This window comes from Lysobacter sp. ESA13C, assembly GCF_019970005.1.
In the GTDB taxonomy this organism is placed as follows: domain Bacteria; phylum Pseudomonadota; class Gammaproteobacteria; order Xanthomonadales; family Xanthomonadaceae; genus Lysobacter; species Lysobacter antibioticus_B.
The window spans coordinates 328477-344803 of sequence record NZ_JAHXYK010000006.1; the positions used below are offsets into that span (position 1 = coordinate 328477).

At 66.5% G+C, this 16327-nt stretch carries 14 protein-coding genes; 4 read left to right on the forward strand and 10 right to left on the reverse strand.

Translation table 11 applies throughout. The features are described 5' to 3' along the window. Positions 1-81 precede the first annotated feature (81 nt). Both LC490_RS14865 and LC490_RS14870 read right to left on the reverse strand, forming a co-directional pair. Positions 82-1512, reverse strand: a complete 1431-nt coding sequence (locus tag LC490_RS14865; RefSeq protein WP_031373332.1) for an amino acid permease — start codon at positions 1510-1512, stop codon at positions 82-84. A 241-nt stretch (positions 1513-1753) separates the two neighbouring features. Continuing rightward, complete coding sequence (locus tag LC490_RS14870) at positions 1754-3232, reverse strand: amino acid permease (RefSeq protein ID WP_031373333.1); 1479 nt, start codon at positions 3230-3232, stop codon at positions 1754-1756. 183 nt (positions 3233-3415) lie between these two features. Here LC490_RS14870 and LC490_RS14875 point away from each other — a divergent pair, with 183 nt between their 5' ends. Beyond that, positions 3416-4015, forward strand: a complete 600-nt coding sequence (locus LC490_RS14875) for an NUDIX hydrolase (protein ID WP_223620673.1) — start codon at positions 3416-3418, stop codon at positions 4013-4015. Positions 4016-4257: 242 nt separating this feature from the next. Next, positions 4258-4425: a hypothetical protein gene (locus LC490_RS14880; RefSeq protein WP_223620674.1), complete on the forward strand. Its 168-nt coding sequence runs from the start codon at positions 4258-4260 to the stop codon at positions 4423-4425. 801 nt (positions 4426-5226) lie between these two features. Here LC490_RS14880 and LC490_RS14885 read toward each other — a convergent pair. From LC490_RS14885 to LC490_RS14905, 5 genes are all read right to left on the reverse strand, one after another. After that, positions 5227-7311, reverse strand: coding sequence for a phospholipase C, phosphocholine-specific (locus tag LC490_RS14885; protein ID WP_223620675.1), 2085 nt, complete (start codon positions 7309-7311; stop codon positions 5227-5229). A 914-nt stretch (positions 7312-8225) separates the two neighbouring features. After that, positions 8226-8690, reverse strand: a complete 465-nt coding sequence (locus LC490_RS14890) for a GNAT family N-acetyltransferase (RefSeq protein WP_223620676.1) — start codon at positions 8688-8690, stop codon at positions 8226-8228. A 2-nt stretch (positions 8691-8692) separates the two neighbouring features. Next, complete coding sequence (yeiP, locus tag LC490_RS14895; RefSeq protein WP_031373338.1) at positions 8693-9259, reverse strand: elongation factor P-like protein YeiP; 567 nt, start codon at positions 9257-9259, stop codon at positions 8693-8695. Positions 9260-9370: 111 nt separating this feature from the next. Next, on the reverse strand, positions 9371-10141 hold the full coding sequence (locus LC490_RS14900; RefSeq protein WP_223620677.1) for an SDR family NAD(P)-dependent oxidoreductase: 771 nt from the start codon (positions 10139-10141) through the stop codon (positions 9371-9373). A gap of 111 nt (positions 10142-10252) precedes the next feature. Next, entirely contained in the window at positions 10253-10735 is a 483-nt protein-coding gene (locus tag LC490_RS14905) for a GNAT family N-acetyltransferase (RefSeq protein ID WP_031373340.1), read from the reverse strand. A 326-nt stretch (positions 10736-11061) separates the two neighbouring features. Here LC490_RS14905 and LC490_RS14910 point away from each other — a divergent pair, with 326 nt between their 5' ends. Together LC490_RS14910 and LC490_RS14915 are read left to right on the forward strand one after the other, a co-directional pair. Continuing rightward, positions 11062-11427 carry a hypothetical protein gene (locus LC490_RS14910; RefSeq protein WP_223620678.1) on the forward strand — a complete coding sequence of 122 codons (366 nt, stop codon included), beginning with the start codon at positions 11062-11064 and terminating at the stop codon, positions 11425-11427. A gap of 88 nt (positions 11428-11515) precedes the next feature. Continuing rightward, complete coding sequence (locus tag LC490_RS14915; protein WP_031373342.1) at positions 11516-11953, forward strand: DUF4279 domain-containing protein; 438 nt, start codon at positions 11516-11518, stop codon at positions 11951-11953. A 19-nt stretch (positions 11954-11972) separates the two neighbouring features. On the opposite strand, the gene LC490_RS14920 is transcribed toward LC490_RS14915, so the two are convergent. The 3 genes from LC490_RS14920 to LC490_RS14930 are packed head-to-tail and all read right to left on the reverse strand — an operon-like array spanning position 11973 to position 16080. Next, positions 11973-14507, reverse strand: a complete 2535-nt coding sequence (locus LC490_RS14920; RefSeq protein WP_051885264.1) for an EAL domain-containing protein — start codon at positions 14505-14507, stop codon at positions 11973-11975. Positions 14508-14554: 47 nt separating this feature from the next. Further along, positions 14555-15451, reverse strand: a complete 897-nt coding sequence (locus LC490_RS14925; protein ID WP_031373344.1) for a hydroxymethylglutaryl-CoA lyase — start codon at positions 15449-15451, stop codon at positions 14555-14557. Beyond that, positions 15448-16080: a hypothetical protein gene (locus tag LC490_RS14930; protein WP_031373345.1), complete on the reverse strand. Its 633-nt coding sequence runs from the start codon at positions 16078-16080 to the stop codon at positions 15448-15450. Before LC490_RS14930 ends, LC490_RS14925 begins: the two co-directional genes overlap by 4 nt. Between the last annotated feature and the right edge of the window lie 247 nt (positions 16081-16327).

Here is a 16327-nt window from a genome sequence, read left to right on the forward strand (position 1 = left end):
TTGCCGGTCCTGGCGGCAACACAGCGTTGCCGCGGGGCCGCGATGGGCTTGGTCCGGCCGATCAAGGGCCGGCCGGGTCGTTCAGCCGTTCTTGCGCATCCGGCTGTGGCGGAAGCTGTAGGCGAAATAGATGGCGAAACCGATGCCGGTCCAGACCCCCATCAGCATCCAGTTGTGCGCGGTCATGGTCGACAGCAGCACCAGGCAGCTGACGATGCCGGCCAGGCAGATGCCCCAGGCGAACGGGATCCGGAACGGGCGCGGCAGGTCCGGCTGGGTGCGGCGCAGGATCAGCACGCCGGCGCAGACAGCGGCGAAGGCGATCAGGGTGCCCATCGAGGTCATGTCGCCGAGGATGTCGAGCGGGAACAGCGCCGCGAGCAGGGCGATGCCGATGCCGGTGATCACCGTGTTGACGTGCGGGGTGCGGTACTTGGGGTGGATCTTGGTGAAGATCGGCGGCAACAGGCCGTCGCGGGCCATGATCATGAAGATGCGCGGCTGGCCGATGATCATCACCAGCACCACCGAAGACAGGCCGACCAAGGCGCCGATCTCGACCACCAGGCGCAGCCAGTTCAGCTCCGGGTGGCCGGCGATGGCGGTGACCACCGGCTCGTCGGTGCCGAGCAGGTTGTACGGCGCCAGGCCGGTCATGACTGCGGCCATGCCGATGTAGAGCACGGTGCAGATCGCCAGCGAGGCCAGCATGCCGATCGGCATGTCCTTCTGCGGCTTGTGCGATTCCTGCGCCGCCACCGACACCGCCTCGAAGCCGATGTAGGCGAAGAACACCATCGAGGCGCCGCGCAGCACGCCTTCCCAGCCGTACTTGCCGGGCCCCTGCGATTCGGGGATGAACGGCTGCCACAAGGTCGGGTCGACGTATTTCCAGCCGACCACGATCACCAGGATGATCAGGCCAGATTTCAGCAACACCATCGCCATGTTCATGGCCGAGGATTTGCGGATGCCCACGTAGCACAGCCAGGTCAGCAGCAGCACGATCGCCGCCGCCGGCAGGTTGGCGATCGCGCCGGTCGGACGCAGCTTGGCGTCGAGCGGCGCCTGCACCAGCGCCGCGGGCAGGGTGATGTCGAAATGTTCCAATAGACTGAGGAAATAGCCGGTCCAACTGACCGCGACCGCCGACGCGGACACGCCGTATTCCAATATCAACATCCAGCCGATGAACCAGGCCGCGAGTTCGCCGAGGGTGGCGTAGGTGTAGGTGTAGGCGCTGCCCGAGACCGGCACCATCGCCGCGAACTCGGCATAGGCCAGGGCGCAGAAGGTGCAGCAGATCGCGGCGAGCACGAACGACAGCATGATCGCCGGGCCGGCGTGTTCGGCCGCGGCCTTGCCGGTGATGACGAAGATGCCGCCGCCGATCACCGCGCCGATGCCGAGCGCGGTCAGGCCCCAGGGCCCGAGCGTGCGGTGCAGGCTCAGCCCTTCGGCGTCGGTGTGGGCGGCATGCGGATGTTTGGTCGCCCAGAGTTGTCCCAGCATGTGTTTCTTCCTGGTGCTGCTTGCGGCTGTGCAGCGACCTTCCGCTCGTCATTCCCGCGAACGCGGGAATCCAGGGCCTTACCTGCGAGAACCTTTGAACTCGCTCGACCCCCGCCTGCGCGGGGATGGCGGTCAAACGCCGCCGGGCCTGGTGACTCGAATCCGATCGCTGGTGCGATGCGTTACGTGAAAAGGAAAAAGGCCGGCGGAAGTTCCGCCGGCCTTGCTGACTGCGTGCCGGTCAGGCGCCGTTGGCGGCCTTGCGCAGCTTGCTGTTGCGGTAGCCGTAGCCGAAGTAGATCAGCATGCCGATCGCGGTCCAGCCGGTCATCAGGTGCCAATGCTCGGAGAACGGCTTCCAGAACAGGTACAGGCAGGCGGCCGCGCCGAGCGGGCAGATCACCACGGCCAGCGGCACGCGGAACGGGCGCGGCAAGTCCGGACGCGTCTTGCGCAGGATCAGCACGCCGATGCAGACGGTCGCGAAGGCCAGCAGGGTGCCCATCGACACCAGCTCGCCGAGCAGGCCGATCGGCAGGAACCCGGCCAGCAGCGCGGCGAAGATGCCGACGATGATGGTGCCGACGTAGGGCGTCTGGAACTTCGGATGCACCTTGGCGAAGAAACCCGGCAGCAGGCCGTCCTTCGACATCGAGTAGAAAATGCGCGGCTGGCCCATCAGCATGACCAGGATCACCGAGCTCAGGCCGGCGATGGCGCCGATTTCGACGGCGATCTTCAGCCAGCTCAGCGCCGGATAGGCTTCCAGCGCGGTCGCGACCGGCTTGGGCGTGCTCAGCATGTGGTAGGGCAGCAGGCCGGTCAGCACGCCGGACACGATGATGTAGATGATGGTGCAGATGACCAGCGAGCCGAGGATGCCGATCGGCATGTCGCGCTGCGGGTTCTTGGCCTCGCCGGCCGCGGTCGAGACCGCGTCGAAGCCGATGTAGGCGAAGAACACCACCGAGGCGCCGCGGATGATGCCGTCGTAACCGTACTTGCCGGGGCCCTGGCTTTCCGGGATGAACGGCACCCAGTTGTCGGGGTTGATGTACTTGGCGGCGAAGGCCACGAACAGGGTGATCACGATCACCTTGATCGCGACGATGATCGTATTGATGAAGGCCGACTGGGTGATGCCGACATAGCACAGGCCGCTGAGCGCGGCGACGATCGCCACCGCCGGCAGATTGATCAGGCCGCCGGTGTAGACGATGCTGCCGTCGACGACGTTGAGCGGCGCGGCCGCCAGCGAGGCCGGCAGGCCCATGCCCCACGTGCTTAGAAAACTGTTGAGGTAGCCCGACCAGCCGACCGCGACGGTCGAGGCCGCGAACAGGTACTCGAGGACCAGGTTCCAGCCGATGAACCAGGCGACGAATTCGCCCAGGGTGGCGTAGGAATACGAATAAGCGCTGCCGGAGACCGGCATCATCGCCGAGAACTCGGCGTAGCACAGACCGGCGAAGGCACACGTAATGCCCGCGACGATGAAGCTCAGTACGATGGCCGGGCCGGCGTGTTCGGCCGCGGCGTGACCGGAGAGGACGAAGATGCCGGCGCCGATCACGGCGCCGATGCCTAGCATCACCAGTTGGGTGGCGGTCAACGATCGCTTCAGCGTTGCCTCGCCTTCGAGGCTGCCCTCTACGGGCTCGCCGGCATCCACGTGGCCGGACGGCGCCACCGGTTTGGTGATGAACAGGCCTCTCGACATCGAACTCCCCTCTCTCTCGTAAGAAGTGATCTCTACCCGTCGTTCTGGCGACGACGATGACCGCCTCCCTCAGTGGAGCGGCGGGCCACCTTAACCCAGGGTGGAAATGGGCGGCAAGCGCACACCGTCACGGGCTTTGCCCGCATAATCGCGCCCCCGGTCGCGCGCCAGTGTTCACTCCGCATGCCTGCGAAACATTCCGACGTCGTCGAAGTTCTGCGTTCCAATCTCATCGAATATGGCCGACGTTGGCCGCAGGAAGCCGAACATACGCTGGCGTTTCTAGCCTTGCTCGACGAGGCCCAGGGCCGCGGCACCGCCCCGGACGGCGCCCTGGCGCCCGGCGACCCCTTCCTGCGCGAGCGCCTGGCCGGCCATTTCACCGGCGGTGCGTGGCTGATCGACCGGGCTGGGGCCCGGGTCCTGCTGACCCACCACCGCAAACTGGAGCGCTGGCTGCAGCTCGGCGGCCATGCCGACGGCGACCGCGACCTGGCCCAGGTGGCCCTGCGCGAAGCCGAGGAGGAGTCCGGCCTGACCGGGCTCAGCGTCGAGCCCGAGCTGTTCGACCTCGACCGCCACTGGATCCCGGAACGTCGCGACGTCCCCGGCCATTGGCATTACGACCTGCGTTACGTCGTGCGCGCGAGCGACAACGAGGACTACGTGATCAGCGAGGAATCGCTGGACCTGGCCTGGCGCGAGATCGCCGAATTGCTCGAGGACCCGGGCAGCGACGAGTCGATGCGGCGCATGGCGCGCAAGTGGCTGGATCGTGGCTGAGGCGGCGGCCGCAATGAAGATGCTGGCGGTGCCGGGCGATACCGCCCGAGCGATGCGTACCAAAGGGTAGGAGCGACGCAAGTCGCGACCGCGCCGTCCCGGCCTCGCGGCGCTACCAGCCGCAGCTTCCTGTAGGAGCGGCGTGAGCCGCGACCGCAGGGCTTCAGGCGGTGCTACCAGTCTTCGCGATGCTGTTGCCCTGTCCCGTGCGATTTCCTTCTTGGCTAAGGCTGGATTTTGCTATGGCTATGGCTGTTTTTGCTGTGGCTTTTGTTGTGCGTCGTTTCGCACTGGCGAAGGACATCGAAGACCCGGAGGGCGGTGCGCAGGGATGCGCGCCGTTTTTCATCGGGACAGGGATGTCCCGTATGAAAAAGCCCTGCGTTGGCATCGAACGTGCGGGCCCTTGATTCAAAGAAAAGCATTTTTCTTTGGTTACCTTTCTTTTGTTGCTTATGACAAAAGAAAGTAACCCGCCGCTTTAGCGGCGGAAGCTCTTGGCGTTTGATCTTGTTTCTTAGAAACCACAGGCAAGAGCAGAGCACACCCCTGCAGGAGCGACGTAAGTCGCGACCACGCTCTGCCGGCCTCCGGCGTAACTTTCAAGCAAGAGCAAAGCTTCCGTCCGCTGACGCGGCCGGGTTACTTTCTTTTGCTGGCCCAAAAGAAAGCTAACCAAAGAAAAGGGCTCTCCTTGCAAGGGCACAGGCCACGAGTGCGATGCTAGCGCCGGGATTTTTCGATAGGACATCCTTGTCCTATCGAAAAACGGCGCACGTCCTGTGCGCCGCCCTCCGGGTCTCCACTTGACCGGCAAAGCAGATCAAAATCTCGGCAACGGCAACGGCAACGGCAACGGCAACGGCAACGTCCGTTGCGTTTGCGGATCTTGGCTGCGGGGGGCACGACTTACCTCGCTCCTACACTCGATGCAGCGTCGCCCCCTGTAGGAGCGGCGTGAGCCGCGACCTCCACCCGATGCGACAGACATGGCCGGAGTGCGCCGGCTTCGTGGACGTGCGCTGCCTATGCAGATCCCGTCTTCGGGCGGTCGCGACTTGCGTCGCTCCTACCCCAAAGCGGCGCCGCTCCATTGGGTAGGAGCGGCGCAAGCCGCGACCGTGATGTTCGGGGGCGTTGCGACTACGAGGTCTTGATCGGCCTTACCGCCGCCCTCTAGCGAGAGCGGCGTCGTAGCATGCGGCGCGGGCTCAGACCCCGATCGCCGGATCGCTGACGCTGGCCGTGCCGTTTTCGGCATGGCCGGCGATGCGCCGCAGCCAACCCGCATCCGAATCGGAGGTGATGCTGAAGTCGTACCAGCGCTTGCTCGTGGCAAGCGGCCAGTGGTCGCGCAGGGTCGCGCCCGGCGCCAGGTCGTAATGGCGCGCCGGTGCGTCGCTGTAGCGGTTCGCACGCAGGCTCAGGCGGCAGGCGGCGCGGCCGCGGTTGACGAATTCGAGCACCAGCATCTCGCCGATCGCGTCGTGGCGGACCGAGACTTCCGGGTCCGCCCCCTGGGCCGCGGTTGCCTTGAGCAGGTCGCCGCGGAACACGCGCAGGAAACCGTTCGGGCCATAGGCCGAAAGATCGTAGATGCCCTTGGTGTACTGCTTGGCGCTCCAGTAATCCGACAACTGCGTGTCCGGGTCGAGCGTGTAGTACCAGGGGCCGTCGCTGCGGTTGCCGGCATACACGTTGAAACAGGCGCCGGCGATGCCGTCGTTGCCGAAATCCAGCCAATAACGTCCGCTGCTCGCTTCGATGCGGCCGTCGACGCGCAGCTCGTACGGCAGCGCGCGCGCGGGCCGCTGGCCGCGCTCCTGGCGCGGCATCCGCGCTTGCGCGGGCGGCTTGGGGGTCGCCAGTTTGCAGCTGGCGTCGGCGCCGGACATGGCGCCGTCGGTGTCGGGCAGGGCCGGCCACTGCGCATTCGGATTGGCGAAATCGAAGGCCGTGCTGAGGTCGCCGGCAACGGTGCGGCGCCAGGCGCTGATGTTCGGCTCGGCGATGCCGAAGCGCGCTTCCAGGAAGCGCAGCACCGAGGTGTGGTCGAACACCTGCGAATTGACCCAGCCGCCCTTGCTCCACGGCGAGATCACGAACATCGGCACGCGCACGCCGAGCCCGACCGGCACGCCGTTGTAGTTCTCGGTCGCGGTATCGACCGTGCTCTTGCCGAGGCTGGAGGTGATCGCCGGCAGCGGCGGCGGCACGTGATCGAAGAAACCGCCGTTCTCGTCGTAGTTGATGATGAAGACGGTCTTGGACCAGACCTCGGGATTAGCGACCAGGGCTTCGAGCAGGCGCGCGGTCAGCGACTCGCCGTAGGCCGGCGTAGCTTCCGGGTGCTCACTCATGATGTAAGGCGGCACGATCCACGACACCGCGGGCAAGGTGCCTTCGCGCACGTCCTTGGCGAAATCGGCGATCAGGTATTCGCCGCGCGAGGCCTTGGCGTTCTCGGCGGTGGAACCCGGCGCCCAGGCGCGGCCGCGTTTGTAGAGTTCGGACTGACGGTCGAGCTTGCGGAAGTTCGCGAAGTAGGGGAGCGAGTTATCGCCGTAGTTGTCGTGCTCCTGGTACACCCGCCAGGCGATGCCGGCGTTTTGCAGACGCTCGGCATAAGTCGTCCAGCGATGGCCGACGAAGGTCGGCTTGTCCAGCGCCATGTCCGCGGTCCAGTTGCCGTCGTCGGCGTTGTTGACCGCCTGGGGTCCGAAATCGCCGACGGTCATGCCGCTGGTGCCGGCGAACAGGTGCATGCGGTTCGGATTGGTCGGGCCGTGGTGCGAGCAGTAATAGGCGTCGCACACCGTGAACGCGTCGGCCAGCGCGTAGTAGAACGGCAGGTCCTCGCGGGTGAAATGGCCCATGCACATCGGGCCCTTGGTCGCGACCCAGGCGTTGTAGTCCTTCCAGCGCGTGTGCGAGCCCTTCCAACTGTGGTCGATATCGGCCATGCAATGCGCGGCGGTGCTGCGGGTGTCGAGATGGAACGGCAGCACGGCCTGCGAGTTGGTCGTCGACTTCGGCTGCTGCCAGACCGTCTTGCCGCCCGGCAGCGGAATCGGGCGCGGATCGTCGAAGCCGCGGACCCCGCGCAGCGCGCCGAGGTAATGATCGAAGGAGCGGTTTTCCTGCATCAGGATCACCACGTGCTGCACGTCCTGGATCGTGCCGCTGACGCGTGCGGCCGGCGTGGCGAGCGCAGCGCGGATTGAAGGAGGCAGCAGGCCCAGCGCGGCGGACGCGCCGGCGAGTTTGAGGAAGTCGCGACGGGTGGATGCGGTCAAGGCCTGGCTCCGGTGCTGGGCGTGGCGGCGTATCGCCGCAGGAAAAGATAAGCCTGAGCGTTACAGATTGCAGGTTTGTGGCAGCGTCGCGCCAGCGGGGCGGGTCACGTTTTCGCAAGCGCGCGCGGGCGATCGACAGGGGAAGTTATGTGAGCGTCATCGCGGCGTGCGGATTCGGCGATGCTTTCGTTGCGCTCATGCCGGGAGGTATATGCGCAAAATTGCAGCGTTTTGAGGCGTTTTCTCGGGGTGATGCAAGCAGCCGACGCGCCAGGGACAGCAGCGATGCAAGTCGCGATCACCCGATCGAAAGATTCGTGGAGGGCTTGCTTTCGTTTTCGCGGATCACACCGCTCCTACCCGGCGCTGGCGGTCTTCTGTAGGAGCGACGTGAGTCGCGACCCACGTTGCGCAGAGGATTTCGTCGTGGCCGCGGTTTCGTGGTCGTGGCTCACGCCGCTCCTACAAGAGCGGATGCACCAGGGGTAGGAGCGACGCAAGTCGCGACCCATGTTGCGCGGAGGGTTTTCGTCGTAGCCGTGATTTCGAGGTCGCGGCTCACGCCGCTCCTACGAGAGCCGATGCACCAGGGGCAGGAGCGACGCAAGTCGCGACCCACGTTGCGCGGAGGGTTTTCGTCGTAGCCGTGATTTCGAGGTCGCGGCTCACGCCGCTCCTACAAGAGCCGATGCACCAGGGGCAGGAGCGACGCAAGTCGCGACCCACGTTGCGCGGAGGGTTTTCGTCGTAGCCGTGATTTCGAGGTCGCGGCTCACGCCGCTCCTACAAGAGCCGATGCGCCTGGGATAGGAGCGACGAAAGTCGCGACCCATGTTGCGCAGAGGGTTTCGTCGTAGCCGTGGTTTCGCGGTCGCAGCTCGCGCCGCTCCTACCCGGAGCGGGACGGACGCTGCTCAATCTCGCAACCACTTGGTCATCAGCCGGCGCGGATGCGCCGCATAGCCCGCGCGTTCGTAAATGCCGCGCGCATGGGCGTTGTCGTCGTTGACCTCGAGCCGCAACGCATCCAGGCCCTCGGCCTGGCATAGCGCTTCGATCTCGGCCAAGGCGCGCTTGGCCAGGCCGCCGCCGCGGTGCGCGGGCAGCACGAACAGCTCGTCGAGCAGGCCGTAGCGGCCGCCGAATTCCAGGCTGAAACAGAAACCCAGGACGAAATAGCCGGCGATCTCGCCGTCGCGTTCGATCAAACGCAGGCGGCCGGTAGTGGCGTCGGCCACCAGCGTCGTCAGTGCGCGACGCAGGGCGGCTTCGTTCCAGGGCAGGTGCTCGACTTCGTAGAACTCGCGCAGCACCGGCAACAGACGCGGAAGGTCCGCGTCGGTCGCCGCTGCGAAGCGATAGTCGGAGCCTTGCGCCACGATCAGTCGGCGCGGCCGGCGAATTCGCCCGTGGCCGTATTGACCAGTACGCGCTCGCCGTTGCCGATGTATTCCGGCACCATGATCTCGATGCCGGTCTGCAGCTTGGCCGGCTTCGGACGCTTGGTCGCGGTGCCGCCCTTGAGTTCCGGCGGGGTCTCGACTACTTCCAGGGCGACGCTGGCGGGCAACTGCAGCGCCACCGGCTGATCGTCGATGATCTGCACGTAGCAGCCGCTGAGGTCGTCGACGATGTAGCCGGCGTCGTCGCCGACCACATCGGCATCGAGCGTGTACGGCGTGTAGTCCTCGTCGTCGAGGAACACGAACGCGTCGCCGTCCTTGTACGAGTAAGTGACCTGGCGGCGGGTCAGTTCGACTTCCTTGAGCTCGTCGTCGCCGCCGACGCTCAGGTCGAACTTGGTGCCGCCCGGAACCGAGTACATGGTGAAGCGGAACTTGACGTTGCCGCCGCGGCCTTGCGGCGAGCTGCGTTCGATGTCGCGCACCTGGTACACGGTGTTGTTGTGCTCGATTACGTTACCTTTTTTTACGTCGTAGGCTTTCATGGGCGTTAGGGATTCGAGATTGAGGATTCGGGATTAGAAAGAACCAGGGAGCCGAGGAGGTTGGGAGCGGGCGCGGATCGCTGTGCGAATCCCGAATCCCGATTCCCGGCTTTACTTCGGCGCCAACCGCGTCGCGCCGTCGAGGCGGATGGTCTCGCCGTTGAGGTAACGGTTGCCGAGGATGTAGGCGACCAGGTCGGCGAACTCCTCCGGACGGCCGAGGCGCGAGGGGAAGGGGATCGAAGCGCTCAGCGACTGCTGCACCGAGTCGGGCATGCCGTCGACCATCGGGGTCCAGAAGATGCCGGGGGCGACCGTCATCACGCGGATGCCGAAGCGCGAAAATTCGCGCGCCATCGGCAGGGTCATGCCGACCACGCCGGCCTTCGAGGCCGAGTACGCGGCCTGGCCGATCTGGCCCTCGTAGGCGGCCACCGAGGCGGTGTTGACGATCACGCCGCGCTCGCCGTCTTCGCCGGCTTCGTTGTGCTGCATCAGGTTGGCCGCGGCCTTGGCGACGTTGAAGCTGCCGACCAGGTTGACCATGACCGTGGTCTGGAACTGCGACAGCGCCATCGGCGCGTCCTTGCCGAGCACGCGGCCGGCGCCGAGGATGCCGGCGCAGTTGATCGTCGCGTTGAGGCCGCCGAGGAACTCCTTGGCGGCGCCGAGGTTGGCGGCCACGCCGGCTTCGTCGGTCACGTCGGTGCGGAAATAGCGGGCCTTGTCGGCGCCCAGTTCGGCGACGGCCAGCGCGCCCTTGTCGTCGTTGACGTCGAACAGGGCGACCTTGCCGCCGCGGGCGACCAGGTGCTGGGCCACGGCCAGGCCGAGGCCGGAAACGCCGCCGGTGATCACGGCGCGGACGTTGTCGAGTTGCATGAGCGGTCCTGAAGGCGGAAAGGGCGCCATTCTAAAGGACCCGCCGGGCCGGCGTCGGGGCAGGGCGCTGCAGTCCCTGTGGCCCGGTCGGGCCCACCACGCCTTGCAAACCTAAACCGAGCGCAGATACCAGGTGTGGCTGCCGGGCAGTTCCCCGTAGCCCATCGGCGCCTCCAGCAGCTGGAAACTGTTGCCCTGCAGCAAGCGCTGGGCCTCGCTCATCCGGTCCAGCATCTCGGCATAGCACTGGCCGAAGCCGTAGCCGCGCGCCGTCAGCAGGCATTTGTCCAGCAGCGCCTGGCCCAGGCCCAGCCCGCGCACCGACGGCAGCAGGTAGAACTTGCGCAGCTCGCAGGTGCCGTCGTCGCCGCCGAGCAAGGGCGCGATGCCGGCGCCGCCGCCTAGCTTGCCGTCGCGTTCGACCACGAAATACGCGCTGCGCGGCCGGCTGTAGAAGCGCTGCATCGCATCCACTTCCGGGTCGCTGACCGAGCCGGCGCCGAATTCCGCCTGCACCTGCCGGGCGATGGCCGCCAGCGCGGCATCGTCGCGGGGCAGGATCGGACGCACTACGACACCGGGCGGCAAGGTCATGCGGGCGGAACTCTTCGAAGGGATCGGGCTACATCCTCGCTCAGGTCGGGGCGCTTGCGAAGATGTTGAGGCTGGCCGAGGGCGCAGGGAACCGCCTGGCGTGCGCCTCCGAACGCCCCGTGTCCGTATTGCCGCTGCGATTGCGTTTATGCGCGCGGCCGCTGGGCCTTGTCTGCTTGGCGAATCATTCTGGTTCTGTCGCAGATACAGGTTGGGTAGGCCGCGGAAATCCTGGTATGGCAGCATGTCGGCTCCGTCCGCCGTGCCGGCCAGGCCATCCGGCTCCCGCCCACAGCAGAGCAGAGGCCTGTTTCATGCAAGAAGGTTTGAGCGCCCTGGTAGCGCTAAGCGTCGCCCGTGCCCCCTATAACGCGCTGACCCCGGCGGTCGTATCCGAGTTCTGCACGCGGTACGGTCTTCCGCCCGAACAGTTTCAGCACCGGTTCGCGCGCTTCGTCGCCTGCGAGTTCGCCATGGGCGAGCTGTCCTATGCCGACGCCGACTGCGCCATCAACGATCTGGCCGCTTACGTCTGGCAGGACATACAAGGTCTGGTGCTCCGGATTTATCACGCTTTCGATAGCGGCGAGTATCGTCGTTCGCACGATGCTGAAGGTACGATTCCCTGGCAAAAATACACCCTGCCGGAAATCATGGCGTTGCTCGACGAGCAAGGCTGGCTCGTTGAATAGCCGCGACGACAGCGTTCGCCCGTATAGCCGTTGGTAACCGATCGCTCACTGCCTCGGATGCTCTGACATATGAAGATAAGGACAGTCGATGGGCGCTTTGGATCATTCATTCGCGACACTGCGCCTGTTCGGTGACGATCTCGTTCCGGACGCTATCAGCGCATTGCTGGGGGCGCAGCCGAGTGCAGCGGTAAGCAAGGGCGAAACGGTTGGAATAGGCGGCGATGGCGCCACCCGGATCGCTAAGACCGGCAGTTGGAGATTGAGAGCGACGAACCGGGAGCCGGAGGATCTGGAAGCGCAGGTGTTCGAAATTCTCGATCAATTGTCCGCCGACCCGAGCATCTGGCAATCGCTGGCGCGCTACGAACCCGATCTTTTCTGCGGCCTTTTCATGCGCAGCGGCAACGACGGTCTGGGCCTGTCCCCGAAGGCGTTGCTAGCGCTGGGCCAGCGAGGCATCGAGCTGATCCTGGACATCTACGACCCCGTCGACGAGGCCGACTCGGTGCAAGGGCCGCCTTGAGCTGAGGGGAGGCCGCGCCTCAACCCCGCATCCGGCCGAGGCAGTAGTCGCGCAGGTCGTTCGGGGCCAGCCCCGGCGCGAACAGGAAGCCTTGGCCGATGGCGACCCCGAGTTCGCGCAGGAAGGCGCGCTGGCGTTCGGTTTCGATGCCTTCGGCGACCAGGCCGAGGCCGAGGCTGCGGGCGATGCCGGTGACGGCCTGGCAGACGGCGACGTCGGACTGGTTGTCGGGCACGCCCTGGACGAACAACTGGCTCAGTTTGAGGCCGTGGATCGGCAGCCGGCGCAGGTAGTTGAGGGCGCTGTAGCCTTCGCCGAAATCGTCGATCGACAGGCTTACGCCGAGTTCGCGCAGGCGGGCGAAGGTGCGCACGGTGTCGGGGGCGTCCTCGATCAACACGCGCTCGGTGAATTCCAGTTCCAGGGCGCTGCCGGACAGGCCGTACTCGGACAAGGCCTCGGTGACGCTGTTGGCGAGGTCGTCGCCGAGGAACTGGCGATAGGACACGTTGACCGCGACCCGCTCGATACGCAGGCCCTGGTCGCGCCACTCGCGCAACTGCCGGCAGGCCTCGTGCAGGACCCAGCCGCCGATGCCGACGATGTCGCCGGTGGTTTCGGCGTGGCCGATGAAACGGTCCGGGCGCATCTCGCCGAGCGAGCGGTTGCGCCAGCGGATCAGGGCCTCGACTGCGATCACGCTGCCGTCGCTGAGATCGACCTGCGGTTGATAGACCAGGTGCAGTTCGTCGTTGTGCACCGCGCGTCGCAGATGGGTTTCCAGTTGCAGGCGATGCAGTTGCTGTTCGGCCAGTTCGGGCGTGAACGCCTGCCAGCTGTTGCGGCCGCGGCGCTTGCTGTCGTACATGGCGACATCGGCGCTCTGGATCAGCTGCTGGGCGGTGCGGCCGTCTAGCGGCGACTGGGCGATGCCGATGCTCGCGGTGATGCTGAACTCCTCGCCGTCGACGCGGAAGCTGTCGCCGAAGGTTTCCAGAATGGAATCGGCGATGCGTTCGGCGCGCTGCGGCTCGCCGTCGAGCGAGCAGACCACCAGGAATTCGTCGCCGCCGAAGCGGGCGATCTGCGCGCGTTCGCCTACGGCCTGGCGGATGCGCCGCGCCGCCGATGCCAGCAGGCGGTCGCCGGCGGCATGGCCGAGCACGTCGTTGACGACCTTGAAGCGGTCGAGATCGATGTAGAGCACAGCGATGGGCGATTGCGGGAAAGTATCGAGGCGTTGTTCGAGTTCGGCCTGCACGGCGTCGCGGTTGAGCAGGCCGGTCAGCGGATCGCTGCGCGCCTGTACCCGCAGGTGTTCCTCTTCGAGCTTGCGCTCGGTGATGTCCTGCAGGGTGCCGGTGATGACCTGGCCGATCGGCTCGCCGGTGCCGGCGTCGCCGATGACGCGCACCCAGAAGCTGCTGCCGTCCGGGCGCAGGCCTTGCACTTCCAGGTCCAGGCCGCGGCCGTTGCCGAGGCTGCGTTCGAGCCCGTTGCGCAGGCGGTGGCGATCGAGCGGGCGCAGGCAGTTGAGCAGTTCCTCTATCGAAATCAGCGGCGTGTCGTAACCGAGGATATGAGTGGCTTCGTCGGTCAGGTACAGACGGTCGCGGCCTGAGTCCCATTCCCAGCCGCCGATGTGCGCCAGCGCCTGGGCGCGGTCGAACAGGGCGCTGTCGCGCTTGAGCGCGGTGACGTTGGAGAACAGCGCGAATACCTGGTGCGGGCGGTCGCCGCCGGCCGGGAAGCGCGGCACCGCGGTCACCGACAGCCAGATCAGCTCGCGGCGGTCGCGGTGGTACAGACCGAGCACGGTGCTTTCGACGATGCGGCCGGTCGACAGGGCGACCGTGGACGGATACTGGTCCCGGCTGAGTTCGTGGCCGCGCTCGTCGATCACCATCCACTGCCCGGAACGCAGTTCGTCGGCGATGCTTTCGCCGCTGTGCAACGACAGCAGGCGCATCGCCGCGCTGTTGGCATAGACGATGCGCAGGTTGTCGTCCTGCACGATCACGCCGCGATCGATCAGTTCGACCAACTCGCGGAAACGCAGCTCGGCTTCCTGGCGATTGCTGAGGTCGCGGGCGATGGCGATGATGCGGCGCTGGCCCTGATGGAGGAAGCCGGCCGAATGCACTTCGACCGGAAAGCGCGTGCCGTCGCCGCGCTTGTTGGTGACTTCGATGATGTAGCTCTGGCCGCGGTTCAGCGTTTCCCACACCGGGATCAAATGATCGCGCGGCAGTTCCGGATTGAGGATGTGGATCGGCTGGCCGAGGATCTCGTCGCGGATGCGCCGGTGCTCCTGGGTGCCGTGGCGGTTGATCTCGACCACGGTGCCTTCTTCGTCGAGCACGGTGACCAGGTCGGGAATCGCATCGAAGGCGGCACGATACAGGCAGGCGTGATCGGCTCCGGCGGCTTCGTGTCCGCTGCCGTTGCCGCCACGGCGCAAGGCCTCGGCGGCATCGTTGAGCACGCGGCGCAAGCCCGGATCGAGGGCGGGGTCGTCCAGTGCGCGTTCGAGCGCCGCCAGCGTATCCGCCACCGAGGCTTGCGCCGATGGCAGCGGAGTGTCCGCGGGCGCGCCGGGCTTCACGCGGCGAGGGCCTTGCCGACCTTGCTGCCGGTTTCGCGGCCGAGCAGGCCGGCCAGCCAGCGTCCGGTCTCGGCCAGCGCGTCGAGATCGACGCCGGTCTCGATGCCGAGCCCGTGCAGCATGTAGACCACGTCTTCGCTGGCGACGTTGCCGCTGGCGCCCTTGGCGTAGGGGCAGCCGCCGGTGCCGGAGACCGCCGAGTCGACCACGGCCACGCCTTCTTCCAGGCAGGCCAGGATGTTCGACAGGGCCTGGCCGTAGGTGTCGTGGAAATGCACGGCTAAGGCCGCGGTCGGCACTTCCGAGGCTACCGCCTTGAACATCGCTCGCGCCTTGCCCGGCGTGCCCACGCCGATGGTGTCGCCGAGGGAAACCTCGTAGCAGCCCATCGCATGCAGCGCGCGCGCCACGCGCACCACATCGGCGACCGGCACCGCGCCCTGGTAGGGGCAGCCGAGCACGGTCGAGACATAGCCGCGCACCGCGACGCCGTCGGCCTTGGCGCGCGCCATCACCGGTTCGAAGCGGGCCAGCGACTCGTCGATGCTGGCGTTGATGTTGGTGCGGTTGAACGCTTCCGAGGCCGCGGTGAACACCGCGATCTCTTCCACGCCGACCGCGCGTGCGCGTTCGTAGCCTTGTTCGTTCGGCACCAGCACCGGGTAATGCACGCCGGGCTTGCGATGGATGCCGGCGAAGACCTCGGCGGCGTCGGCGAGCTGCGGCACCCATTTCGGGCTGACGAAACTGGTCGCTTCGATGCTGCGCAGGCCGGTCGCCGACAGGCGATCGATCAGGGCGATCTTGTCGGCGGTGGCGATCTGCGTCTTCTCGTTCTGCAGTCCGTCGCGCGGACCGACTTCGACGATACGTACGGAAGCGGGCTGGGTCATCGTGTGTCCTTGGCGGTGGCGCGTTGCAGCACCATGGCTTTCTTGTCGGTGTCGTAGAGCAGACCGGCGTGCTCTTCGAGGGTGTCGCGCAGTTGTTGCGACGTGCCCTCGACCAGGGCGAAGCGGTCTTCGAGTTTGCGCCCGCGCAGGCTGCCGGCGGCGATCGCCGTAAGCGCGCGTTGCGAGTCGGGCAACCAGGCATTGGCTTGGTCGCCTTCGATGCGGTACAGGACCAGGAATACGGCGCCGGCCGGCGCGGTCTTGCTGAGTTGCTTCTGCTCGGCCCCGATCGCACGCTCGGCATCGGCGGGAGTCAGGACGATGTAGCGGTCGCGTCCGACTTTGAAACCGGTCAGGTCGAGTGCGACCGGTTGCTCGCGCAGGCCGGGCCAGTCCTCGGTGTGGCAGCGCGCGTCGATACGGATGCGTTTGGCGATGCCGTCGGCGCGCAGGTTCCACTCGCCGGGCAGTTCCGGGTCGCAGCTGCGTTCGGTCACCGGCGAGCGCTCGAAGGCGACGCAGCCGCCCAGCAGGCCCAGCGATACCGCCAGGGCGCCGAGCAGCGCGCCGCGCCGGCGCGGCATGGCCGCGGACGAGGGCGGGGCGTGATCGGGCGGGGGCGCTTTCATCGAGGGCCGTTGGGTATGGCGGTAGGACCGAATGATCGGGCGTGAGAGCTCCGCTGCGAAAGGCATCATGAGCCCGGAAAGCGGCAAAGCTCAAGCGGGAGCCCGGGTTGCGCTATTGCAACCGCGGTTTTCCGGTTGCGGCCGCGGGCTGCGCCTCTATGCCCGTGCCGTCCCCCCACTACGCGCCTGCTACTCCCGCTATCCCGTGGTATTCCCCCTTTGGAAAAGGGGGTAGGGGGATTTGCTC

Coding starts and splice junctions, on each gene's coding strand:
- LC490_RS14925 (WP_031373344.1), bottom strand. CDS start 15,451: ATGACCCAGCCCGCTTCCGTACGTATCGTCGAAGTCGGTCCGCGCGAC.
- LC490_RS14905 (WP_031373340.1), bottom strand. CDS start 10,735: ATGACCTTGCCGCCCGGTGTCGTAGTGCGTCCGATCCTGCCCCGCGAC.
- LC490_RS14865 (WP_031373332.1), bottom strand. CDS start 1,512: ATGCTGGGACAACTCTGGGCGACCAAACATCCGCATGCCGCCCACACC.
- LC490_RS14930 (WP_031373345.1), bottom strand. CDS start 16,080: ATGAAAGCGCCCCCGCCCGATCACGCCCCGCCCTCGTCCGCGGCCATG.
- LC490_RS14915 (WP_031373342.1), top strand. CDS start 11,516: ATGGGCGCTTTGGATCATTCATTCGCGACACTGCGCCTGTTCGGTGAC.
- LC490_RS14870 (WP_031373333.1), bottom strand. CDS start 3,232: ATGTCGAGAGGCCTGTTCATCACCAAACCGGTGGCGCCGTCCGGCCAC.
- LC490_RS14880 (WP_223620674.1), top strand. CDS start 4,258: ATGGCTATGGCTGTTTTTGCTGTGGCTTTTGTTGTGCGTCGTTTCGCA.
- yeiP (WP_031373338.1), bottom strand. CDS start 9,259: ATGAAAGCCTACGACGTAAAAAAAGGTAACGTAATCGAGCACAACAAC.
- LC490_RS14875 (WP_223620673.1), top strand. CDS start 3,416: ATGCCTGCGAAACATTCCGACGTCGTCGAAGTTCTGCGTTCCAATCTC.
- LC490_RS14900 (WP_223620677.1), bottom strand. CDS start 10,141: ATGCAACTCGACAACGTCCGCGCCGTGATCACCGGCGGCGTTTCCGGC.